Annotated in this window: 24 protein-coding genes; 12 read left to right on the top strand and 12 right to left on the bottom strand. The window is 60.9% G+C overall.

All coding sequences use genetic code 11. From position 1 onward, the window contains the following. The first annotated feature begins 47 nt into the window (after positions 1–47). From JAO77_RS04630 to JAO77_RS04655, 6 genes are all read left to right on the top strand, one after another. Complete coding sequence (locus JAO77_RS04630) at positions 48–1,067, top strand: potassium channel family protein (protein WP_198989122.1); 1,020 nt, start codon at positions 48–50, stop codon at positions 1,065–1,067. Positions 1,068–1,191: 124 nt separating this feature from the next. Next, positions 1,192–2,358 carry a glycosyltransferase family 4 protein gene (locus tag JAO77_RS04635; RefSeq protein ID WP_198989123.1) on the top strand — a complete coding sequence of 389 codons (1,167 nt, stop codon included), beginning with the start codon at positions 1,192–1,194 and terminating at the stop codon, positions 2,356–2,358. 24 nt (positions 2,359–2,382) lie between these two features. Further along, a complete protein-coding gene (locus tag JAO77_RS04640) occupies positions 2,383–3,690 on the top strand; it encodes a glycosyltransferase family 4 protein (protein WP_198989124.1) in 1,308 nt (435 codons plus the stop codon). 3 nt (positions 3,691–3,693) lie between these two features. Further along, positions 3,694–4,875: a glycosyltransferase gene (locus JAO77_RS04645; protein WP_198989125.1), complete on the top strand. Its 1,182-nt coding sequence runs from the start codon at positions 3,694–3,696 to the stop codon at positions 4,873–4,875. 124 nt (positions 4,876–4,999) lie between these two features. Continuing rightward, positions 5,000–6,223, top strand: a complete 1,224-nt coding sequence (locus JAO77_RS04650) for a bifunctional 3,4-dihydroxy-2-butanone-4-phosphate synthase/GTP cyclohydrolase II (protein WP_198989126.1) — start codon at positions 5,000–5,002, stop codon at positions 6,221–6,223. A 169-nt stretch (positions 6,224–6,392) separates the two neighbouring features. Further along, on the top strand, positions 6,393–6,860 hold the full coding sequence (locus tag JAO77_RS04655) for a BLUF domain-containing protein (RefSeq protein WP_198989127.1): 468 nt from the start codon (positions 6,393–6,395) through the stop codon (positions 6,858–6,860). Between the two features lie 80 nt (positions 6,861–6,940). Here the strand turns inward: JAO77_RS04655 and JAO77_RS04660 are convergent, their stop codons facing one another. Both JAO77_RS04660 and JAO77_RS04665 read right to left on the bottom strand, forming a co-directional pair. Next, a complete protein-coding gene (locus tag JAO77_RS04660; RefSeq protein WP_198989128.1) occupies positions 6,941–7,099 on the bottom strand; it encodes a hypothetical protein in 159 nt (52 codons plus the stop codon). A gap of 160 nt (positions 7,100–7,259) precedes the next feature. Next, the gene (locus JAO77_RS04665) at positions 7,260–9,017 is read right to left on the bottom strand and encodes a M14 family metallopeptidase (RefSeq protein WP_198989129.1); all 1,758 of its coding nucleotides are present in this window, start codon (positions 9,015–9,017) and stop codon (positions 7,260–7,262) included. A gap of 95 nt (positions 9,018–9,112) precedes the next feature. Between JAO77_RS04665 and surE the strand changes: the two genes are divergently transcribed. Next, on the top strand, positions 9,113–9,985 hold the full coding sequence (surE, locus tag JAO77_RS04670) for a 5'/3'-nucleotidase SurE (RefSeq protein WP_198989130.1): 873 nt from the start codon (positions 9,113–9,115) through the stop codon (positions 9,983–9,985). A 34-nt stretch (positions 9,986–10,019) separates the two neighbouring features. Here the strand turns inward: surE and JAO77_RS04675 are convergent, their stop codons facing one another. Then, positions 10,020–10,211, bottom strand: a complete 192-nt coding sequence (locus JAO77_RS04675) for a hypothetical protein (RefSeq protein WP_198989131.1) — start codon at positions 10,209–10,211, stop codon at positions 10,020–10,022. A gap of 160 nt (positions 10,212–10,371) precedes the next feature. After that, complete coding sequence (gene corA, locus JAO77_RS04680) at positions 10,372–11,583, bottom strand: magnesium/cobalt transporter CorA (RefSeq protein ID WP_198989132.1); 1,212 nt, start codon at positions 11,581–11,583, stop codon at positions 10,372–10,374. Positions 11,584–11,692: 109 nt separating this feature from the next. Between corA and JAO77_RS04685 the strand changes: the two genes are divergently transcribed. The 3 genes from JAO77_RS04685 (at position 11,693) to JAO77_RS04695 (ending at position 15,059) form a co-directional block, all read left to right on the top strand. Further along, on the top strand, positions 11,693–12,697 hold the full coding sequence (locus JAO77_RS04685; RefSeq protein ID WP_198989133.1) for a hypothetical protein: 1,005 nt from the start codon (positions 11,693–11,695) through the stop codon (positions 12,695–12,697). A gap of 115 nt (positions 12,698–12,812) precedes the next feature. Next, on the top strand, positions 12,813–14,111 hold the full coding sequence (locus JAO77_RS04690) for an MATE family efflux transporter (RefSeq protein ID WP_198989134.1): 1,299 nt from the start codon (positions 12,813–12,815) through the stop codon (positions 14,109–14,111). A 42-nt stretch (positions 14,112–14,153) separates the two neighbouring features. After that, complete coding sequence (locus JAO77_RS04695; protein WP_198989135.1) at positions 14,154–15,059, top strand: glycosyltransferase; 906 nt, start codon at positions 14,154–14,156, stop codon at positions 15,057–15,059. Here JAO77_RS04695 and JAO77_RS04700 read toward each other — a convergent pair. Continuing rightward, positions 15,056–15,415, bottom strand: coding sequence for an Imm51 family immunity protein (locus tag JAO77_RS04700; protein ID WP_198989136.1), 360 nt, complete (start codon positions 15,413–15,415; stop codon positions 15,056–15,058). The genes JAO77_RS04695 and JAO77_RS04700 overlap by 4 nt on opposite strands. 495 nt (positions 15,416–15,910) lie before the next feature. Here JAO77_RS04700 and JAO77_RS04705 point away from each other — a divergent pair, with 495 nt between their 5' ends. Then, positions 15,911–16,333, top strand: a complete 423-nt coding sequence (locus JAO77_RS04705; protein WP_198989137.1) for a hypothetical protein — start codon at positions 15,911–15,913, stop codon at positions 16,331–16,333. Positions 16,334–16,351: 18 nt separating this feature from the next. Here the strand turns inward: JAO77_RS04705 and JAO77_RS04710 are convergent, their stop codons facing one another. The 7 genes from JAO77_RS04710 to JAO77_RS04740 form a co-directional block, all read right to left on the bottom strand. Continuing rightward, the gene (locus tag JAO77_RS04710) at positions 16,352–16,861 is read right to left on the bottom strand and encodes a hypothetical protein (RefSeq protein ID WP_198989138.1); all 510 of its coding nucleotides are present in this window, start codon (positions 16,859–16,861) and stop codon (positions 16,352–16,354) included. Between the two features lie 61 nt (positions 16,862–16,922). Next, the gene (locus JAO77_RS04715) at positions 16,923–17,417 is read right to left on the bottom strand and encodes an RNA polymerase sigma factor (RefSeq protein ID WP_235998208.1); all 495 of its coding nucleotides are present in this window, start codon (positions 17,415–17,417) and stop codon (positions 16,923–16,925) included. Positions 17,418–17,582: 165 nt separating this feature from the next. After that, the gene (locus JAO77_RS04720) at positions 17,583–18,236 is read right to left on the bottom strand and encodes a cytochrome b/b6 domain-containing protein (RefSeq protein ID WP_198989140.1); all 654 of its coding nucleotides are present in this window, start codon (positions 18,234–18,236) and stop codon (positions 17,583–17,585) included. Between the two features lie 18 nt (positions 18,237–18,254). After that, the gene (locus JAO77_RS04725) at positions 18,255–19,496 is read right to left on the bottom strand and encodes a pyridoxal phosphate-dependent aminotransferase (protein ID WP_198989141.1); all 1,242 of its coding nucleotides are present in this window, start codon (positions 19,494–19,496) and stop codon (positions 18,255–18,257) included. A gap of 133 nt (positions 19,497–19,629) precedes the next feature. Beyond that, positions 19,630–20,262: a bifunctional nuclease family protein gene (locus JAO77_RS04730; RefSeq protein WP_198989142.1), complete on the bottom strand. Its 633-nt coding sequence runs from the start codon at positions 20,260–20,262 to the stop codon at positions 19,630–19,632. Between the two features lie 182 nt (positions 20,263–20,444). After that, complete coding sequence (locus tag JAO77_RS04735) at positions 20,445–21,422, bottom strand: electron transfer flavoprotein subunit alpha/FixB family protein (RefSeq protein ID WP_198989143.1); 978 nt, start codon at positions 21,420–21,422, stop codon at positions 20,445–20,447. 126 nt (positions 21,423–21,548) lie between these two features. Next, positions 21,549–22,289 carry an electron transfer flavoprotein subunit beta/FixA family protein gene (locus JAO77_RS04740; RefSeq protein ID WP_198989144.1) on the bottom strand — a complete coding sequence of 247 codons (741 nt, stop codon included), beginning with the start codon at positions 22,287–22,289 and terminating at the stop codon, positions 21,549–21,551. A gap of 162 nt (positions 22,290–22,451) precedes the next feature. On the opposite strand from JAO77_RS04740, the gene JAO77_RS04745 reads away from it, so the two are divergent. Further along, on the top strand, positions 22,452–22,793 hold the full coding sequence (locus JAO77_RS04745; protein ID WP_198989145.1) for a tetratricopeptide repeat protein: 342 nt from the start codon (positions 22,452–22,454) through the stop codon (positions 22,791–22,793). Positions 22,794–22,823 lie beyond the last annotated feature (30 nt).

The following is a 22,823-nucleotide window of genomic DNA, read 5'->3' on the forward strand; positions in this document are numbered from 1 at the left end:
TGCGCGCGCAAGGCAAACGACTTTTGCAGAAGTCCCAACCAATTTTAATGCTAAAGCAACTAAACCTTTCTCGCCTCTACTTGGCCCTAGGGCTGCTGGTGTTCAGCTTTGCGGTGGGCGTGGCGGGCTTCATGGGCCTGGAGAACTACTCGCTGGTCGATGCCTTTTACATGACCGTCATCACCGCCTCTACGGTGGGCTTTGGCGAAGTGCATCCGCTTTCGGACCTAGGGCGGCTGTTTACGTCGTTTTATATTCTGTTCAACCTGCTGGTGGTTGCCTACCTCGTGTCGGTGCTCACCACCTATATTTTTGATGGCGAACTGCGCCACCTTTTTCGCATGATTCGCGCCGACCAGGAAATCAAAGCCTTCCGCGACCACGTCATTGTCTGCGGCTTTGGTCGCAATGGCTACAAGGCCTACGATGAGCTGCGCCACAGCGGCACCCGCGCCGTGGTAGTCGAGCAAAACCAAGCGTTGTTGAATGCCGCCGTTGAGGCCGGCCACCGGCAGATTCCGGCCGTGCTCGGCGACGCTACCACCGAAACGGCCCTGCGTCAGGCGGGCATTGAGCACGCCCGCGCCCTCATCACGGCCCTGCCCAAGGATGCGGATAACGTGTTTGTGGCCCTCACGGCCCGCGAGCTGAATCCGCACATCACCATCATTGCCCGGGCCAGCGCCCGCAGCAGCGTCAGCAAGCTTATTTCGGCCGGGGCCAACTCGGTGGTGATGCCTGATGAAATCGGCGGTTCGCACATGGCCAACCTCATTATTCGGCCCGAGGTTATCAAGTTTCTGGATATGATTTCGGGCCTCGACCCCAACAAGCTGCGCCTCGAAGAGCTGCCTTACCACGAGCTAAAGCCCACGCTGCGCGGCCGCAGCATCCGGGAGCTCGATGTGCGCTCGCGCACCGGGGCCACCGTTATTGCCCTGCGCCGGGGCGAGGGGGGCGACCTCGAAGTGAGCCCCGCTGCTGACTACCGCACCGCCGCCGGCGACGTGCTACTCGTGCTCGGCAACGAAGCTCAAATACAAGCGCTGCACCAGCAGTTTAAATGAAAAGGATAGGAGCCAGCTGTTATTGCGAACGCAGCGAAACACTCGCATTAGGACGGGCTACTAACGACAGCCATTCGGGTGCGATTGCTGCGTTGCGCGCGCAATGACAGACCTTTGCCACGTAATGCACATCGCTGTTACTACCCGCTTTCTCCTGCCCGGCGGCCACCTAGAGGGCCTAGGGCGCTACACGGCCGAGATTTTGCGCGAGCTGGTGCAGCAGCACCCCGAATGCACCTTTCACTTTCTCTTCGACCGGGCCTACGATGCGCGCTACCTTTTCGGGCCCAACGTGGTGCCACACGTGCTGTACCCCCCAGCCCGCCACCCGCTCCTGATGCTGGCCTGGTACGAGGGCGCCGTGGCGTGGTGGCTGCGCCAGCATCAGCCCGCCGCGCTGCTCTCGCCCGAGGGCTTCACCGTGCTCGGAACCACCGTACCCCGGGTAATGGTGGTGCACGACCTCGTATACCGGCACCGCCCGCAGGATATGCACCGCCTCATTAGGCAGTACTACCGCTACTTCACGCCGCGTTTTGCCCGCGCCGCCGAGCAGCTGGTGGCCGTCTCAGAAGCCACCCGGCACGACCTAGGCGCCCAGTTTGGCCTTGCCACCGCGCCCATCAAGGTGGCATATAATGCGCCGGCTGCGCACTTTCAGCCCCAACCCGTGGCGGCGCAGGCCGCCGTGCGGGCGCAATTCAGCCAGGGGCAGCCTTATTTCTTGTTTGTGGGCGCGCTGCAGCCGCGCAAAAACCTAAGCCATCTGCTCCAAGCCTTCGGCTTGTTTAAGACTGAGGGTGGCGAAGCCACAGCGGCGGTGCAGCTACTCATTGTAGGGCGGCAAGCCTGGCAGGCGGGACCCATTTTTGAAGCTTATAAAGACCTGCCTCCTGCCGTACAGGCAGCCGTGCGCTTTACGGGCCGCGTGAGTGAGGACGACTTGGCGGGCCTCTACGCGGCGGCGCTGGCTACGGTGTACGTACCTTTCTTTGAGGGATTTGGCTTGCCCGTGGTAGAGGCGCAGGCTAGCGGCTGCCCGGTGCTCACGTCCAATCTGTCGTCCTTGCCCGAGGTGGCGGGTGGTGCGGCCGGGGCCCTGCTCTGCGACCCGTACCAGCCGGCGGCCATTGCGGAGGGGCTGGCCCAACTGCACCAAAATGCGGCTTTGCGCGAGCGACTGCGGGCGGCCGGCCTTGCCAACGTAACGCGCTATTCGTGGGCGCACAGTGCGGCCGTGGTGTGGGAAGCGGTGCAGCAGGCCATCCAAACGGCCCTCGTCCGAGCCTAGGCCGCAGCTTATCTTCGCCGCCCAATGCACATTCTGCAACTTTGTCCCCGCGTTCCGTATCCGCCGCACGATGGCGGGGCCCTGGCCATGTACGAAACGGCGCGGGGCCTTGCCGAAGCCGGCCACCGCGTCACTATCCTGGCCGCCAACACGCCCAAGCACCATCAGCCCGCCGATGCGTTAGCCCACCTAGGGCCCAACGTACGCCTCGTGGCGGTAGCTGTGGATACGCGCATCCGGCCGCTGGCGGCGCTGCAGAACTTATTATTTAGCCACGAAGCATACAACGTCGAGCGCTTCATTAGCCAGCGCTTATTAGCGAAGCTGCTAGAGCTAGTGCTTGCCGAACATGTTGACGTGGTGCAGTTTGAAGGTGCCTTCGTGGCTTGGTATGCCGGTCAGCTAAACCAGGCCCTGAGCGCTCGGAAGCTACATGCGAGCCAGCAGCCAAAGTTTGTGCTGCGGGCGCACAATGTAGAGTATACCATCTGGGAAATGCTAGCTAGCCGTGCCGGTAATGCTCTTAAGAAGTGGTATTTGCAAAAGTTAGCACAGCGGCTGAAAGCATTTGAGAAAGAGATGCTGCACCGCATAGACGCGGTGGCCGCTATAACCGAAGAAGATGCTACGCGATTACGGAGCATGTTCTATGCAGGATTGCCCGCGCCAGTAAGTGCTGAAACAATGGCGTCTCAGCAGTACGGTCCTAGGTTTGCCATCATTCCGGCCAGCTACGACCTAGGGCGCTTGCCAGCGGCCCCCGCGCCACCTAAGCCCCGCACGTTGTTTATCATCGGTTCGCTGAATTGGCTGCCCAACCTCGAAGGCCTCGCCTGGTTTCTGAAAGAAGTGTGGCCCCAGGCACACGCCGAGCTGCCCAAATTGGAGCTACACATTGCCGGTTCGCACCCGCCCGCCGACCTCACCAGCCGCCCGCCCGGCCAGGACAACATCTTCGTGCACGGCTTTGTAGAGTCGGCCCCGGCTTTTATGCAGCAATATGAGCTGATGCTAGTGCCGCTGCTCAGCGGCGGCGGCATGCGCGTGAAAGTGGTAGAGGGCCTTGCGCTGGGAAAAGCCGTGCTCAGCACCACCCTAGGGGCTGAGGGCATCGCGGCCCACAACGACGAAAACATCTTGCTGCGCGACGGAGCCGCTGCCTGGCTGGCTGCGCTGCGCGACTACTACCACGGCCGCCTGCCGCTAACTGCTATTGGGGAGGCAGCCGCCCGCACGGCCCACGCCGAGTACGACACCCGCCAGGTAACGCAGCGGCTCCTAGGTCTTTACGAAACGCTATTGGGCCAGCCGGCGCCCGTGCCTCAGCCCTAGCCTATGCGCCTGCTCGTGTTGCTTTCGCGCTTTCCGTATCCGCTCGACAAGGGCGACAAGCTGCGCGCCTATTACCAACTGCGCTACTTGGCTGGGCAAGGGCACGAGATATGCCTGCTGGCGCTCAGCGATGAGAAAGTGGGGGAGGAGGCCCTGTCGGCCGTGCGTCCGCTTTGCCGCGGCGGGCTGCACGTGCACCCCCTAGGGCGGGTGGCGCGGGGGCGCGGGCTGGTGCGAGCGTTGGCCACAGCCGGGCGGCCCTTGCAGGTGGGCTACTTCTACGAAGCGGCGGCGCAGCGCTTGGTAAACAGCTTGCTGGCTAGTTTCCGGCCCGACCACGTGTATTGCCAGCTCATCCGCATGGCCGAGTACCTACGCAACTATGCGGGCCCAAAGACACTGGACTACATGGATGTATTTTCGGCGGGCATGGCGCGGCGGGCGGCCACGGCGCCGGGCTGGCAGCGGCCGGTGCTGGCCCTAGAGGCCCGCCGCCTAGGTGCTTACGAAGCCGAAGTATTCGGCTGGTTTACGCACCGCACCATCATCAGCGACCAGGACCGGCAACTGGTGCAGCACCCACAGCGCAATCAGATTCACATCGTGCCCAACGGCATTGCGCTCGATATTTTTCAGCCCCAGCCACATACCGCCAAGCGCTACGAGCTGGTGTTTTGCGGCAACATGGGCTACCACCCCAATGTGGACGCCGCCTGCTGGCTGGCCGAAGAAATATTGCCCCTGGTGCAGCACCAGCACCCCCAGGCCCGGCTGCTGGTAGCCGGCACTACGCCCGCCCCTAGGGTGCAGGCGCTGGCCCGCCGCCCCGGCGTGGTAGTAAGCGGCTGGCTGCCCGATATTCGCCAAGCCTACGCCGAGGCGCGGGTATTTGTGGCGCCTATGCGGGTGGGCACTGGCTTGCAAAACAAATTGTTAGAGGCCATGGCCATGCAGCTGCCCTGCGTAACCACCCCGCTTGCCAACAATGCCTTGCGCGGCACGCCCGGCCAGCACCTGCTGGTAGCCGACAGTGCTCCCGCACTGGCCGCGGCCATTAGCCAGCTGCTGGCCAATGAGGGCGCCGCAGTCCAGCTTGCCGAGCGTGGCCACGCATTTGTGCGCGCCACCTACGATTGGGCCGCTACCACGGCTAGTTTAGAGAACTTGTTTCTCGATAATTGTTAGAGATAAAAATTGCCTGTCCTTGCGAGCGCAGCGAAGCAATCGCACTAAAACGAGGCAGCTAACGAATAAACTTACTCAAGTGCGATTGCTTCGCTGCGCTCGCAAGGACAGTATACTAATTACCATGCTAGACACTATAGAAAGCGCCATCGAAGACATCAAGGCCGGCAAGGTCGTGATAGTGGTGGACGACGAGGACCGCGAAAACGAAGGCGATTTTATTTGCGCGGCCCGCTGCGCCACGCCCGAGGTCATCAATTTTATGGCCACCCACGGACGCGGCCTAGTGTGCGCGCCCCTCACCGCCGACCGCTGCGACGAGCTGGGCCTCGACCTGATGGTGGGCCGCAACACGGCCCTGCACGCCACGCCCTTCACCGTGAGCGTAGACCTGCTAACCAACGGCGTGACCACCGGTATCTCGGCCTCCGACCGCTCCAAGACCATCTTGGCGCTCATCGACCCGGCTACCAAGCCCGAGGACCTAGGGAAGCCCGGCCACATCTTCCCGCTAAAGGCTCGCAAAGAAGGCGTGCTGCGTCGCGCCGGCCACACCGAGGCGGGCGTAGACTTGGCCCGGCTGGCGGGCTTCGAGCCGGCCGGCGTGCTGGTCGAAATCCTGAAGGAAGACGGTGAAATGGCCCGCTTGCCCGACCTCGAAAAGGTGGCCAAGCAGTGGAATCTCAAGCTGATTTCGGTGCAAGACCTCATCAAGTACCGCCTGGCTCAGGAGAGCCTGATTCAGCGCGAAATCACGGTGAAGATGCCCACCGCCCACGGCGACTTTGACCTCTACGCCTACACCCAGCGCTCGAATGGCGCCCAGCACCTGGCCTTGGTGAAAGGCGATATTTCGGGCCCCGAACCGGTACTTATCCGGGTGCACTCGTCGTGCGTAACCGGCGACATCTTCGGCTCGTGCCGCTGCGACTGCGGCCCACAGCTGCACCAGGCTATGGAGCAGATAGACCGCGAGGGCCGCGGCGTGGTGGTGTACATGAACCAGGAAGGCCGCGGCATTGGCCTGCTCAACAAGCTGAAAGCCTACAAGCTACAGGAAGCTGGCCGCGACACGGTGCAGGCCAACGAAGACCTGGGCTTCCGGGGCGATGAGCGCGACTACGGCGTAGGCGCGGCCATTATCCGCGACCTAGGCATCCGGCAGATGCGCCTGCTCACTAATAACCCCCGCAAGCGCACCGGCCTGCTCGGCTACGGCCTGGAGGTAGTCGAAACCGTGCCCATCGAAATTAGCCCCAACCAGCACAACCAGAGCTACCTTACCACCAAGCGCGACAAAATGGGCCACGAGATTTTGCGCAACATGCGGCCCGAAGCAGCAGCCTAGCCTTGTGCCCGGCTCCAGGGTGCGGAGCACTGCTCTGTGCCCTGGGGCTGAGTAAAAAGCTGGCGTAGTACCTAGGAGCCCGAAACAAATCACGAGCTTGGGCGCTTAAAAGGAACTGTTAATCAGAAGAGCTGCGTATAGAAGCTGCTTCGCTCTGTTTGCTGCCAGTATGCTTGCTCCCCAGCCGCTTTATCACATCATCTACCACAGCTTGGCTACCGGCCCCGGCGGCATCAGTCCCGAAGAGCTAGCCGAGCTGCTGCGCCAGGCCCGTGCCTACAACCAAAACCACCGCCTCACCGGGCTGCTGCTGTATGCGGCTGCCACCAAAGAGTTTGTGCAGGTGATAGAGGGACCTCGCGATGAGGTCGAACACATCTACCACATTATAGCCCGCGACGAGCGCCATAAGCACGCCTTTGTACTGCACGAGTCCCAGGCCAGCGGCCGTATGTTTCCCGATTGGCGCATGGGCTTCGTGGCGGCCGACACTCAGGACCTACGTACTACCACCGGTTACTTCCCGCTGGTAGGCAAGCCCGAGCACCAGCGCCCGCCCGGCTTGGCCGTGCACGCCCCCGAGCAGCTGCGGCGCTTTCTGGCCGATTTTGCCATCTCGCGGGCTACCGATGAGTAGCTTGCCCTAGGTTAACAAAAAAGCCGGCTACCTCGCATTAGAGGTAGCCGGCTTTTTTTGATTAGTGGTTACGCGTAGCGCTAGGCTAGGTCTGGCGCGAGCCAGCTAGCGGCGTAGGCCACCGGCCCGGCGTAGGGGTTGGCGCAGCACAGGTGTACTGGCCCCGCCACGGGGCGATGCGCGTGTGCGCATAAGCTGATGTAGGCTGGCCGTTGAAACGAGGTGGGACACGTTTTCATAAGTATGAAGGAAAAGGATGATAGATTGGTAAGCGCTTGAGACTAGGTAACTAAATAATTACCATAGCTCAGACATAGCAAAGCTCTACTTCCTACGGCTAAAATGCAATACCTAAAACCAGGTATTTTCATATATTTTCTCTGCAGCAAGATGAATTGCCTAGCGCAGCACTGGCCCTAGCCACCGCACCACGGGGTAGCGGCGGTAGCCGGGCTCGGCGTAGGGCGAGTGCTGGTACACCCATTCGAGTTGGCGGGGGCCGCTGGCGGCCAGCGCGGGTTCGGCTTTTTTGGCGGCTTCGAGCTGCTCGCGTAGGGCCGGCTGCTTGGCTAGGAGGTCGGCGGCGAGGTCCTCAAACACGTAGTCGGAGTAGTGTTCCTTTTGCTGCAGCACGCTATCAAAAAAGCCCCAGGCAAAAAACGAATCGGTGGCCTGCGGCTCTAGCGCTTCTACCAGGTAGCGGCGGGCGGGGCCCTGCTCGGCCAGCACGGCCAGGTAGGCGGGCCCTAGGTTGGTAGCAGGAGCCGGTTGTAGGGGACGTAGTTTGACTTGGCTATGCAGGTAGTGGCCCTCGTAGGGGCGCGGGGTGGTTTTGTAGTCCTCGATGGTGTAGGTGGCGCCGCTGCCCGCCAGCGGCTCGGCGAGCGGGCGCAGCACCACGCCGTTGCGACGCAGGTTGTCGAGCACTTCGGTCCAGGCCGCCGGAATGATATAGGCCTGCGGCGCCTCGGCCACCACCGTGGGCCGGGCCGTGTTGTAGTAGGGCACCGGCCTGGTGTAGGGCCGGCTGCGGTCGTAGTAGAGGCGCGGCTGGCCGCTCACGGCGCTGGGCTTGTGTCCGGCCTCGTAGCCCCGAAACTGCACCGTGGTTGTAGCCGTGTCGCGGAGCGCCCAGGCCAACGGAAAGCGCGTTTGGGTACCTAGGGCTTGGTCGGCGGCGGCGCGGGCGGCCAGCACCGCCGGCGCCTGGGCCGCTACGGTCTGGACGTAGGTCACGAGCAGGTCGTAGGTGGCGCGCACGCGGGGCCCGAAGGCCTTGAGCATGTGCGTTTCGGGCATGAAGCCGATGCTGTTGAATAAGGCCGCGTAGCCGGTGGAGTAGCGCGGGCTTTCCATAAATGCGCGCAGGCCGCTCTCGGGGGTTTCGCCCTCAAAATCGACGTAGGGCGTCATGGGCCATTTCTTCTGGGCCATGCCCGCGTAGAGCGCTGGCAGCAGTTGGCCTTGCAAATAGGCACCTAGGGCGGGGGCCAGCTTGTTGTGCTGCGTCGGAATGAGCGTGATGGTGTACTGGTAGTCGGCCCCGTTAGAGGTGTGCGTATCGATAAAAACCTCGGGCCGCCACTTCTGAAACAGCGCCGCAAACGAGCGCGCATTGCGCGAGTCCTGCTTCACAAAATCACGGTTGAGGTCGAGGTGCCGCGCATTGCCCCGAAAGCCATATTCCCGCGGCCCGTTTTGGTTGGCGCGGGTGGTCGAGTTGCGGTTCAGCATCCCATCCACGTTGTAAGCGGGCACGATAACGAGCGTGACGCGCTGAAGCAGGGGCAGCAGCTTCTTATCGCGTAGCAGGTCGCGGGCCAGCATCATGCTGGCGTCGATACCCTCGGGCTCGCCGGGGTGAATGCCGTTTTGAACGAATAAGACCGGCCGGCCCTTGGCCCGGCTGGCAGCTGGCTCAAAGGTGCCATCGGCCGAGAGCACTACCTCGTGCAGCGGCTGGCCGCTGTCGGTGAGGCCGGCCTCGCGCAGCTGCACAGTGGCGGGGTGGGCGGCAGCGAGGTCTTTATAAAAGGCGAGGCACTCGGCGTAGGTGGCGGTGGTATTGTGGGCGGGGTCGCGCTCGAAAGGGGTGAGGAGCGCGGCGGGCCGAGGGGCACCTAGGAGCGAGGCGGTAAGCAACGTGGCGAAAAGCATAGCCGCGAAGGTCGGGCCGCGAGCCGAATTGCCCTAGGGCGCCGCTTTACCGTACAGGTTGGTTCGGCGACCACTCGCGCCTTTTTGATTTTTGCATGTCTACTTCTTCCCGTCCCCTCATTCTCGTTTCCAACGACGACAGCCTCACGGCGCCCGGTATTGGGCACCTAGTCCGTATTTTGCAAGAGCTGCAGGCTGAAATAGTGGTAGTTGCACCTAGCGCCCCGCAGTCGGGCATGGGCCACGCTATCACTATTGGCCACCCGCTGCGGCTCGACAAGTCCACTATTTTCGGGCCCGATGTAGAGGCCTACGCCTGCTCGGGCACGCCCGCCGACTGCGTAAAAATCGCCAAATACTACGTGCTCAAAGACCGCCGCCCCGACCTGGTGGTGTCGGGCATCAACCACGGCTCCAACTCCTCAGTAAACGTGCTCTACTCGGGCACCATGTCGGCGGCCATCGAGGCGGCTATTGAGGGTCTGCCTGCCATTGGCTTTTCGCTCTGCGAGTACGGCGACCATGCCGACTTTTCGCACGTGGGCCCCTGGGTGCGGCAGGTGTGCGAGCTGGCGTTGGCGCAGGGCATTCCAGGTCACACCGCGCTCAATGTGAACATCCCTAAGAACGCAGCCGGCACCATCCAGGGCATCCGGCTAGCGCGCCAGGCGCATGCCAAGTGGGACGAGGAATTTGACCGTCGCCTCGACCCCTACCAGCGCCCCTACTTCTGGCTGCAAGGCAAGTTCGCCAACTACGACCTAGGCCTCGACACCGACGAGGCGGCCCTGGCGGCGGGCTACGTATCGGTGGTGCCCTGCAAGTTTGACCTCACCAACTACGAGGGGCTGCACGCGCTGGCCACCGCCTGGCAGCTCCCGTTGCCTGAAGCCGGCACGGCCGCTACGCCCCCCCAGCCCCAGCCTAGCGAAGACTACGGCCCCGCTGCCGAAGAAGCCATGAAATAAGTAATCGGCTGAGTAAGTAGTGGCATCACTAGGCCTATCGGGCCGTAGTGGGCACTGTGCGTACCGTTTTGGGCGCCAGCGCAGCCCGGGGCGAGCGGAGAATCTGCACCGGAGCCAGCGACTGGCGCCCTAGGTGGCGGCCGGTTCGCTGCCGCGCCCCGTGCCCCCTAGGCGCCAGCAACGCCGCCAGCAGCAGCACCAATACAAGCAGGCCAAGCAGTTTCATAAAACGTTCAGTTGACGTTTCAATTTACCACCCGACCCATGAACGAGGAATGAGGTAAATAAGAGGTGATGAAGTGATTGGGTGAGGAAGAAATGAGCGAAAAGACCAAGCAGCTCGCATCTTGTTTGTCCTCACCCAACTTAGCCCATCACCTGCTTGCTTAATCGCTACTGAGCCAGCCCTTGCGCCAGAAATAGTAGAGCTGCCCCACCACAATGAGGGCGAGTATGCCCAGCAAAATGGGGTAGCCCCAGGGCTGGTACAGCTCAGGCATATTGAGTGGCAGCCGGTGGCCATGCTGGTCTTCGGGCTGAAAATTCATGCCGTAGAGGCCCACCACGAAGCTGAGTGGAATGAAGATGGAGCTGATGATAGTTAATACCTTCATCACCTCATTCATGCGGTTGCTTTGGTCCGAGAGAAAAAGGTCGGCCAGCGACGAAATATTATCGCGGTAGCTTTCGGCCAGGTCCAGGGCCTGAATGGCGTGGTCGTAAGCATCGCGGTAGTAGGTTTTGAGTTCTTCGGGCACCACCTCGTCGGGTAGGCGCAGAATTTCCGCAATTTTGTCGCGTTCGGGGTACACCAGCCGCCGGAAGCGCACCACGTCTTTCTTGATGCGCAAAATGCGGTTGAGCAGCCGCCGCTCGCGACGCTCCGTAAAAATGCGGTCTTCCAGCTCCTCAATATAGTCGCCGATGGCGGCCATGGTAGGGTAGTAGTGGTCGAGAACCACGTCGGTGAGGGCGTAGGCGAGGTAGCCGCTCGACTTGCGCCGCAGCTGGCTCAGGTTGGCCCGCAGGCGGTTGCGCAGCACATCCAGGCAATCCTCGTAGTCGTCCTGAAAGCACAACACGTAGTTGGGCCCGGTGAAGATAGAAAGTTGGTCGTCATTGATTTCCAGGTCCGAGGTGAAGTCGGTCATGCGCGATACCAGGAACAGCCGTTTCTCGTCAAAAACCTCCACCTTGGCCCGTTGGTAATCGCCGAGCACGTCTTCGAGCTGCAAGGGGTGCAGCCCAAAGTCGTTCATCAGGCGCTCCATCAGGGGTAGGTCGCCGTAGCCACGCACGTCTATCCAGTGCTTGAGTTCGGGCTTGCCGTGGAAGGCTGCAAGCAGCTCGTCGTAGCGGTTGGTGTACTCATTTTCGGTATAGCCTTGCTCATTATAGGAAAATAAAAACAGGCGCGGCTTAAGCGCGCCGGCCTTCACGCGCAGCGTGCCGGGGCGCTGGCCTACCTCCTGCTCACGAGCCAGGCGCGTGGCCGCGCGGTCGGAGATGCGGTCGGTAGTAGCAAGCGAAGACGCTGAAGGGCGCTCGTCGGCCGGGGTGGGAGGCGGGGCCAGCGGTAGCGGGTCAGGAAAATCCATTGGGCAATAAAAACTGAACTATCCGAAAGATGCAGCACAAATATGAAAACGTCGGGAAGGCCGCGGCCCGGTGCCGTACTTTGCCCTTCGCTGCCCTTTTTTAGTACCCGTGGCAATTTCTTCTCTTGACCTTTCGCCGCCTGCTGCCCTGCGCGTGCACGTGGCCCACACGCCCGCCGGCCAGCCACCCGCCGCGCCGCGCCTGCCGCTGGCTTTCGAGCCCTTCCTGTTTCTGACACCCGCCCACCAAGCGTTGCAGCAGCACAACTGCCCAACGCTAGCTTTCTTTCTGGAAGATGAGCAGGCTCAGCGCACAGTAGCTCAGTTCTACGTAGTGCTTGATTTTGAAGGCCTAGGCCTGGCGTGCTCGCCGGGGCAAGCTAGTTTTGGCGGGGTGCAACTGGCGCCGGACCTACCGGCTAGCACCCTGCACACGCTGCTCGACGCCGCCGAAGTCGCCCTAGGTCAGCACCACCAAACTCGGCTAGAAATTCGGAGCTACGCTAGCTGCTACGACTCCGCCGGCGCTGCCACACTGGCCGTGGCCCTAGGCGAGCGGGGCTACCAAGTAGTGCTGAGCGAAGAAAACTACCACCTAGACCTGGCGCGCGACTACAGTACACAGCTAGACCCAGCCGAGCGCCGCTACCTGCGCAAAGGCAAGCAAGCTGGTTTTGTAGTTGAGCAAGAGCCACCATACTTGCTGCCAGCAGCCTACGAGTTTATTGCTAAGTGCCGCCACGAGCGAGGCTATAAACTGTCTTTATCTTTAGAAAGGGTGCAAGCCTTATTTAAAGCATTTCCGCGCCAGCACTTGCTACTATCGGTGCGAGAGCCCACGGGCGACTGGGCGGCGGTGCTCATTGCCATTCGGGCCAGCAGCCAGGTATTCTATAGCTTTTACTTAGCTAGTCCGCTACGGCTCAACAAGCTGAGCCCAGCCGTGATGCTCCTAGGTGGCCTGCACGCCTTTGCCAAGGCCAATGAGGCGGCCCTCGTAGATATGGGCACATCGACGCTACCCGACGGCAGACCCAATCAGCCACTGTTGGATTTTAAGCGTTACTTAGGCGGCATTGCCAGCCCGCGCCTCACGTGGCAGAAATCGCTTTAGCCAGTTCTGAGCGCATTGTGGTCTTCTCTGCTTTACGCACGCAGCCCGCGCTACGCTATACCTAGGGTATTGACTGCACAGATAGGAGCTGTGCACAGCTTACTAACTACTCACTATGCCTCATTCTCCCTCTGATGCTCCAGCTGCTGTGGCCTCGACCAAGGCGACCGCCGTGGGTGTTTGGCGGGGCTTTGTGCGGGGTTCACTCGGCACGGGGGTAGCCGTAGCGGCGCGGGCAGCCGGGGCGCTGGTGCTCAGCAAGCTGGTGGCAGTGTACGGCGGGGCGGGAGGGCTCACGCAACTGGCCCAATTTCAAAATCTGATGGCCCTATTCGGCGCTCTGCCCGCCGACGGTATTCAGGTGGGGGCTACCACCCGCTTGGCGCCGCTGCGGCCCGGCGCGGGGCGCTACCGAGCTTGGCTGGGGGCGGCTGTGGCACTTACGTTGGTGGCGGTGGGCCTGGGCGGGGTCATGCTGGGCCTGGCTGGGGGACTTGGCTGGGGGCTACTGGCCGTAATGGGCTTTACACTGGGCATGGCCGCCGTGGCCACCCAGGCGTTGCTAAGCACGGCCCTGCTTGCGGCCGGCCAGCGGCGCGCCTACGTGCGCCAAGCCATCGCTCTGAGCATCGGAGGCACGGCGGTGGCAACGGCTGCCCTGCTGCTGCTGCAGCCGTTGCCACTAGTGCTGGGGGGCTACCTAGGCGGCCAGGCCTTGGTGTTGGCACCCACGCTGGTGCAGGCGAAGCGGGCGGGACTACTGCAGGGGCTGCGGATAAGGCGACCTAGCCGCCTTGCCGTGCGCGGCCTGCTGCGCTTCGTGCTCATGGCCAGCGGCCCGCTGCTGTTCGGGCGGGCGGTCGACTATGCCGTGCGGGCCTACCTGATGGCGCACTTCGCGCCAGCCAGCACCGACTTGTGGCAGGCCGTGGCCCGGCTCTCCGACCACTACTCGCTGGTAGCGGGGGCTGTGCTGAGCACCGTTTTTTACCCTAGGTTGGCGGCCTTGGCACCGATGCCGGCCCAGGCCCGGCACTACCTGCGGGCGGTACTAGGCCTGCTGGCCGGTGGAGTAGGGGTAGGGCTGGGGGTAGTTTTTGCCTTGCGCGACTGGCTGCTGCCGCTACTTTTTGCCCCGCGCTTGCTGGCCGCCCGCGAGCTGCTAGCGCCGCAGCTGCTCGGCGATTGGGCCAAGTTCTTGGTGTGGGTGTTTCTGTATCAGCTATTGGCCCGTGCCCGGCCGTTGCCCTACATTGCGGTGCAGGCGGCATCGGCTATCCTGTATACTGGGCTGCTGGTGGGGCTGCTGCCGCACCTAGGGCTGGCTGGGGTAGTGTGGGCGCACGCGGGCCGCTACGGAATTTTACTGCTAATCTGCATTATTGTTCACTTAGCAGCAAGCCGAACGGCATAGGCAGTAATCCAGTAGACTTATAAATAACTCATAATTTACAAAGTGCCGCTCGTTACCATTATCGCCCTGTGCTACAACCACGCGCCGTTTTTGCGGCAGGCGCTCGATTCTATTCTGGCCCAAGACTACCCGCACCTCGAGGTGTGGCTAGTCGATGATGCTAGCCAGGACAGCAGCCCAGAAATCTTGCGCGAGTATGCCCAGTCGCACCCTGGCTGGCACCTGCTGCTATTGCCCCAGAACCTACGCAACTGCCGGGCATTCAACCAGGCCTTCTTCCAAAGCAAGGGCAACTACATTCTCGACTTTGCGACCGATGACGTGCTGCTGCCGCACCGCATCAGCCAGCAGGTGGCGCTGTTCGAGCGCCTAGGTCCTGGCTATGGCATCGTGTATTCTAATGCCGAACTCATTGATGAGCAAGGCGTGGCCGTAGGCCTGCACCACCGCCCCGATGGGCGCGGTGGGCTGCAGCCCCGCCCGGCCAGCGGCTGGGTGCTGGCCGAGGTGCTGGGCCGCTACTTCATCTGCTCGCCCACCATGCTCGTACGCCGCGAGGTGCTGGCCCACCTAGGTGGCTACGACGAAGCGCTAACCTTTGAGGACTTCGACCTGTGGGTGCGGGCCAGCCCCGGCTGGCAGTTTCACTACCAAGATAAGGTCACGACCCAGCGCCGCCTGCACCCGCGCTCCATGTCCACGCGCGCCTACCAGCCCAACGACCCCTACCTGCGCTCCAACATTGCGGTGTGCCGCAAGGCCGTGGCGCTGGTGCGCACGCCCGCCGAGCGCGCTGCCCTAGGGGTGCGCCTGCGCTGGGAGCTACTGCAGGCCCTGCGCCACCGCCAGTGGTCAGCCGCCCGCGACCTCTCCGATTTACTGCACTTGGCCGGGCGCCGCCATCCCCTCGATTTTGCGTTGGGGCTGCTGGCCCGGCGCCGCGCCTAGCCAAAAAAGTCGCTAGGGTCGGCCTGGCTGAGGTATTTTTTGAGCTTGCCTAAGTCGCCGAAATACGGCAGCACCCAGTGCATAAACTGCCGCACGGCCTGGGGGCTATCGGCATAAACCAGAAAGGTATCTTCCTGCTCGTCAAACTCTAGCTGGTCGAGCAGGCCAGGCTGATACTCTTCAATAATCGTCTCGATGTGCTCGCGCCAGGAAAAGCCATCACCCCCATAGCCGTAGTCTTCAAAGACATTGAGGTAATCGTCCAGCGCATCTATCTCGGCCAGAATGACAAATTGGTGGGCTGGGTCGCCCCCGGCCTTGGCAGCGGCAACTTTAAACGGAAACGTAGAAGCCATAAATAGAGGTAATAGCGCAATAAAGCTAGCCCGGGAGCTGAGGGCAGCCGGCTTAGCGAGCAGCACCTAGGGTGCGCCACGCCAAGCCAGTCGCCAACCAGCCTAGACCGCCAGGTAGAAGGAAAGAAAATAACCCACGGGCACTCAAGTAGAAACTAAGCACGGCTGTAGCCGCTAAAGTAAAGGCAAAGCGTAAGTGAAAGAAAAGGAAATATTTAGAAAGCTGGCTAAGTAGAGAAGCCGCGGCTGTGGCAGCGGGCGCCGGCCGCACCTCAGGCTTCCGCATCCAGCTCGTTATTTAGCAAATAAGGTACTACGTAAAAGCCGCGGCGCAAAACGATTTTCTTGAGGGATGAAAGCAGCTTGGCTGAAAATAGTTGCCGTTAGCTGAGTTTACTGTCGAGCTGCCCGCCCTTGGCGCCCAAAACCACGCAGGCTGTTTTGCGGGCCCTAACCTTTGCGTAGCTTTAGTGCTCCGCCAGGCCCCACCCACCCATGCCTTCTGACCAATTTTTCACCGATTTTCTGCAAGTTGCTTACCGCCCCGACCTCGACCAGCTCACTGGCCGCTGGTTGCGCTCGGTCACGGAGCCCGAGCTGCACCAGGGCTACGAGGCTTTGCACCAAGCTGCGAGGCACTACCAATGCGGCTACTGGCTTATTGACTCGCGCCGCCGCACCAACCGTAGCATTAACGGCCCCGAGTGGGTGACCACCCAGTTTTTGCCGCAGGTGCAGCGCGGGCTAGGCACGCCGCTATACGTGTGCTTTCTGGTGCTGCCCGACTACCTAGGAAGCTTGCCGGCTAGTGCCCACCAGGCGACCTCTGGAAACCCCATGCAGTTTGCGCGCTTCGTAGACGAGGGCGCGGCTAATGCCTGGCTAGCGGCCCAGCAAGCAACCCATAGCCAAGTCTAAAGAGGCGTGGCCGGCAACCTAGCGCCGCCGGCGCCAGAAAAATAAGCCCACGCACGCCAGGGCCAGCCCCATAATGAGTGCGTCGCGCCCGCGCTGGCCTTGCTGGGTCTCGGCCAGGTCGGCAGCCAAGGCGCGCTGGCGCTCAGCGGCCTGCTTTTCGCGCTGCTGCGCATTAAGCAGGTCGTTCTGAAACTCGCTGATGCGCTGGGCGGTCAGGTTGCGGTCGTCGCGGCCAGTGTTTTGCAGAGTAGTGGCCGTGGTTTGGGCCTGTTGGGCCGTTTGGTTAAGCACCGCCACTATTTCCTCATCCTTGTTCACGATGCCTTGCAGGGCGTCCACCACTTCCTGCAAGTCTTTCTTACTAGGCTTATTATTAAGTCCAAATAAGCTGTGGCGCTGGGCGCTGGCTTCGGCATAGCGCTGTGTAAGCACCCGGCGCTCGGCCAGCAGGCGCGTGAGGGGCGAGTCGGGTTGGGCCAGGGCGCAAGGCCCCCATAAAAGCAGGCCCAGTAATAGCTTACTACGCATAGCAACAAATAGAGGAAAGAGCTGCACCTACGGCCCAGCCCGCCGCAATGTTGAGTTGCTGCTAGTAACTCACTGCGCCCGAAGTAGTCATGACCCGGGCCAGCGTGCGGATAATGCGACCCGCGCGCGATTTTACAGTACCTAGAGGCAGGTGTAGCTCCTCAGCCGCTTCTACCTGGGTATAGCCCTTGAGGTATAGCAAGTCGAGCAGCTGCCGGTCGCTGGGGCCCAGCAGCTGCAGCCAGTCGCGCACCCCAATGTGCTCGGGCCGAAAGGTGGCCGGGGCGGGCTGGTGGGGCACGGTTTCTTCGGAGAGCGAGTAGGTGCGCTGGGCGTCGCGGTAACGCTGGTCACGTAGGTGGTCGATGGCGAGGTTGCGCGCAATATTCAGCGCCCACGTAAAGAGCCGACCTCGGCTGGCGTCGTACCTAGGGAAAGCTAACCAGAACTTGACCATGCATTCCTGCAAGATGTCTTCGGCCAATTCATCTTGGCGCACAATGCGCCAGATTGTATAATACAAGGCTCGGCTGTAGTTCTTGTAGAAGAGCTCCATTGCCGCTTCATCTCGGGCGTATAAGCGCAGAACAAGCTCTTTTTCAGCCTCCTTCTCTAATAGCTTCATCAACAGCCCCGGGTGGTGAGGCCATACATACGCACCCCTAGGGCGCGCCGGATTTAGATATTAGCAAGAATAAATAAAACGCGTTTTGGAACCTTTTTACTTTTCGCCGCTAACCATGCGCGAGATTAAGCCGTGGTCTTTGGTAAGCTCGGCCCATACTACCCCCCCCACGTGCACCACCACAAAGGCGATAAGCAAATACATCGTTACGTTATGTACCGCCTTCACCGAGTGCTCGATACGGTGCAGCCACGCCACGTCGTCGGCCCAAGTCAGGGCCAGGCCCGTGAGCACCATTATGCTGATAAATAAATAGAACGCGGCATAAGTTAGCTTGGCCAGCAGGGCGTGGCGAGCATTGGGGTGCTCGGCGGGCGGGGCTAGCCGGTAGTAGCGGGCGGCCGCCACTAGCCGCGCCGTAAAGCGGCGCTCAACGGGACCAGTCAGTTGCAGTACCAGCCAATACGCCCAGAAAGAGGCCAGCGCCAGCCCAATGGCAATGTGCCAGTCCCACAGGCGCTCGCTCATCAGGCGGGCAATGCTCATGCCCTGCTCCTTGCTTAGGTTGCCGCCGTGCTGGGCCGCAGCCGCCTGAAACTCGGGCACCAGCGCTTTGGGTTTCACGATAACCTTGATAAAGAGAATCGTGATTAACTGCCCTAGTACCAGCAAGGCATTGCCCCAATGCCACACCCGCAGCGGCGCCGAATAGTCGTGGGTAGAGGTCGGCGCAGCAGCAGGCGTGGGCATGAGGGTAAGTACGAAAAGCTAGGCTAGCGCTTCGGCCGGGGCGGCCACCGCCTGCGGTGCCAGCGTGCGGCCGGGGTAGGCCAGCAGCGCGTGCTCGAGGCAGGTGAGGGCCGAGGCCAAATCGTCGAGGTTAAGTACGTAGGCCAAGCGCACTTGTTGGCGGCCTAGGTCGGGCGTTTGGTAGAAGCCGTTGGCCGGCGACAGCATCAGCGTCTGGTTTTCGTAGGTGAAGTCGGTGAGCAGCCATTCGCCAAAGCGCTCGGCATCATCTACTGGTAGGTGAGCCATCACGTAGAAGGCGCCGCCAGGCACCGGGCACTGCACGCCGGGCATAGCCTGCAAGCGCGCCACCGTGAGGTCACGCCGCGCCTGGTACTCGGCGCGGTTTTCGTCGAAGTAGCTTTCGGGCAGGTCTACGGCGGCCTCGCCCAGCAGCATACCTAGGCCGGGCGGACTGATGCGCATCTGGGCGAAGTGGAAAGCTGCTAGGTATACGGTCTTGTTGCGCGTGACGAGCGAGCCCACCCGCGCGCCGCAGGCGCTGTAGCGCTTCGAAATAGTGTCCATCACCACCACGTGCTCTTCGCCGCCGGGCAAGTTGAGCGCGCTAATCGAGCGGGCCCCATCGTAGCAATACTCCCGGTAGGCCTCGTCCGAGAGCAAGTACAGCCCGTGGCGCTGGCAGAGACCTAGGAGGTCTTCAAGCTCGCGGCGGGTGTACACGTGGCCAGTAGGGTTGCTGGGGTTGCAAAGCAGAATCGCCTTGGTGCGCGACGTAATCACCTGCTCGAAAGCAGCCAGCGGCGGCAAGGCAAACCCGTTCTCGATGGTGGCTGTCACGGTCACGATGTTCACGCCCGCTGCAATGGCAAACGCCGTGTAAGTGCCGTAGAATGGCTCAGGGATAATGACTTCGTCGCCGGGGTTAAGGCAGGTAAGCAGCGCAAACAAGATGGCCTCGCTGCCCGCCGTGGTCACTAGTATCTCTTCGGTGCTCACCTCAATGCCCGCGCGATGGTAGTAGGCAGCCAGCTTCTGGCGGTAGCTGTCGGTGCCCGCGCCATGGCTGTAAGCCAGCACCCGAATATCGGCCTGCCGCACGGCTTCGAACAAGCTGGGCGGGGTCGCAATGTCGGGCTGGCCGATGTTGAGGTGATACACTTTTTTCCCTTGCTGCTTGGCGGCTTCTGCAAAAGGAGCCAGCTTGCGAAAGGGCGAGGCGGGCATGGCCTGCCCGCGCTGTGAGATAGCTAATGACATAAGGTATTCAGTATTAAATAGCCGCCGACAGTAAGGAAAGCGTAAAAATACAAAAATGTGAGGCCGCCGGACCCATTCGGGTAAACCGGCAACCTCACATTGTGTATAGTTTATGCGTTTTTACCCCCTAGGGCTAGCCGTTACGCTTATTCAACTCATCACGGATTTTCGCCGCTTTTTCGTAGTCTTCTTTGTCCAGCGCCTGCGCCAGCATTTTGCTGAGCTCCTCTACCGGCACCTGACCACTCGGTTCGCGGGGCTCGGTGGGGCGGGGGGTAGGGCTGGGGCTGTCGTCATCATCGTCCTCGTCGTCGCGGTCCTGGTCGTCTTCGTCTTCCTCGCCGGCCTCGTCGAGGTCAGAGAGAATGATGCCAGCTTCGCTCAGTACGCTTTCTACCGTGAAAATCGGCACTCCAAAGCGCAAGCCAATGGCAATGGCGTCGGAGGGGCGAGCGTCAATCTCGAAAGTGGTAGCCCCGTCGGAGCATACGATGCGGGAGTAGAAAACGCCTTCTTTAAGGTCCGAAATAACGACCTCAATAATTACTACGTGCACATGTTCGGCGAAGGCCTTGAATAGGTCGTGAGTGAGGGGCCGGTTAGGGCTAATCTTCTCAATTTGAATGGCAATGCTCTGGGCCTCAAACATGCCGATAATAATCGGCAGGCGCCGGTTGCCGTGCTTCTCACCCAGAATGAGGGCGAAGGAGCCGGACTGCGACTGTGAGGAGGACAAGCCCAGAATTTCGAGCGGAATTTTTTTCAAGGGTCGCGGGGACGTTCAGGGTCCGGGAAACGGGTACTAGGGTTCTGTACGACAAATAAAGCGATGAAGGTCGGAACTAGCTCAAAAAAGTACGGCCAAGCCGCGGCTCGGTACAGGCCAACACCCACCAGGTAGCACCCGGCGGAGCCCGCACCAAGCCGCAGCCTGGCCCTACAAGTAGCTTAGCTCAGCTCTTTTACGGCTGCCGTCAGCTTGGGAAGTACCTCAAATACATCGCCCACAATGCCATAGTCGGCTGCCTTAAAGAAGGGTGCCTCGGGGTCTTTATTAATCACCACAATCACCTTCGACGAGTTGACTCCTGCTAGGTGCTGAATAGCGCCCGAAATGCCGCAGGCAATGTACAGGTTAGGCGACACCGTGATGCCCGTTTGGCCCACGTGCTCGTGGTGAGGGCGCCAGTCTACGTCGCTTACCGGCTTAGAGCAGGCCGTAGCGGCACCTAGGGCCTTGGCCAGGTCCTCAATGAGATTCCAGTTTTCGGGGCCCTTCATACCGCGGCCGCCGCTTACTACGAGCGAGGCCTCGGGTAGCAGAATGCCGCCAGCCTGGTCCTGCATCACTACCTGCTTGGGCGCGTCGGCAAAGTCGGCATCGCCAAGCTGGGCCGAGAAGGCAGCTACCTCGGCCGTTTTGCCGGCTTCGTGCTGCGCCTCAATCGAGTTTTTCTTGACAGCAATAATCTTGCGGTCGCCGCTCAGCACCACGTCCGAAAAGGCCTTGCCCGAGAAGGCACCACGCTTCACCACAAACTGGCCGCCGTCGGTTTTGGGCAGCTCCACTACGTTGGTAGCCAGTGCTGCTTGCAGCCGCACCGACAAGCGCGAGCCTACAGCCGCCCCGATATTGCTGTTGGCCAGCACGATTACCTTGGCGTCTTCCTGCTGGGCTGCCGTAGCAATGAGCTTGGTGTAGGCATTGTTTACAAAGTCCTTGAGGCGGGGCTCATTGTCGTAAAGCACCTTGCTGATGCCCTGCTCGCCGAGCTTGGCGAGGTTAGCCTCAGTGGCTTCGCCTACGGCAATGGCCGTGGCCGAGGTGCCCAACTGGGCGGCCACCTGCGCGCCGTAGGTGGCTACTTCGAGCGAAGATTTTTTTACCTCGCCCTTATCACATTCAACTACTACTAAAACAGACATGCTATTAATTTTTTGTCATCCTGAGCGCAGCGAAGGACCTTATCACGTCCGCTACGGTTGAGTTAGGAGAAGTTGACGAAAGCAAGCCGTGATAAGATGCTTGCTTCGTCAGCATGACAGGCGATATTAGATAACTTTCGCCTCGTTGCGGAGCAGCTTAATCAGCTCGCCAGCATTGGCAGCGTCGATAAGCTTCACGCCCTGCTTTTTGGGGGGCAGCGCAAACTCGGCCACCTGGGTGCGAGGGGCGTCGCCGATGGCAGGCACCACTTTCAGAGGCTTAGTGCGGGCCGTCATGATGCCGCGCATGTTGGGAATGCGGGGCTCGCACATGGGCTGCTGGCACGAGGCCACGAAGGGCGTGTTTACCTGCACAATTTCTTTGCCACCCTCAATTTCGCGCTCTAGAGTAGCAGCATTGCCGCTCATGTCAAGCTTCATAGCGGGCGCCACCGTGGGAATGCCGAGCAACTCGCCCACCATGCCGTGCACCTGAAAGCCGTTATAGTCAATGCTTTCCTTGCCCATCAAGATGACATCGTAGCTGCCTTCTTTAGCGATGGCCGCAATTTGCTGGGACACGAAGAACGCATCGGTAGGGGCGGCATTGACGCGGATGGCGTCGTCGGCCCCGATAGCGAGGGCTTTGCGAATGTTCGGCTCGGTGTCGGCCTCGCCTACGTTGAGCACCGTCACGGTGCTGCCAGCGTTAGCCTCCTTCAGCTCGATGGCGCGGGTAAGCGCGTATTCGTCCCAGGGATTAATCACGAATTGCACCCCGGCCTTGTTAAATTCTTTGTTGTCAGGCGTAAAGGCGATTTTGGTGGTCGTGTCGGGCACGTTAGAAATACAAACCAGAAACTTCATCTAAACGAGGGTAGGGTGAGAAGATTATTGCAAAAGTAGTCGGCTTGCATAACATCCGCTAGGCCTAAAAAGGTCGGCAGCGAACGTAGGAAACCAGAATGCGGCGCGGCGGTCGCAATTTCGCCTCAAATATAGTCTGAACTCTGCCCCTAGGTCCCGTTTATGAGCCCATCTGCCCCCAGCCGCCTGCAGCAATTGCTGGCTTTCTACCAAGAAGACCCCAACGACCCCTTTACTATTTACGCCCTAGCTACTGAATACCGGGCCGATGACCCTAAGCTAGCCTGGGAATATTACCAGAAGCTACTCACTGAACACCCCGATTACGTAGGCACCTACTACCACGCCGGTAAGCTGCTCGAAGGTTTTGGTAAGAAGGATGAAGCTGAACAGGTATACCGCAAAGGCTTAGTAGTAAGCCGCAAGGCGGGCCAGCTACATGCCGCCAGTGAATTGCAGCAGGCGCTCAATAGCTGCCTAGGGTTGGATTATGAGGATGACTAGGCGCTACCTATTTAATAGGTTAAGAACCGT

The organism is Hymenobacter sp. BT559 (assembly GCF_016427535.1).
GTDB lineage: Bacteria > Bacteroidota > Bacteroidia > Cytophagales > Hymenobacteraceae > Hymenobacter.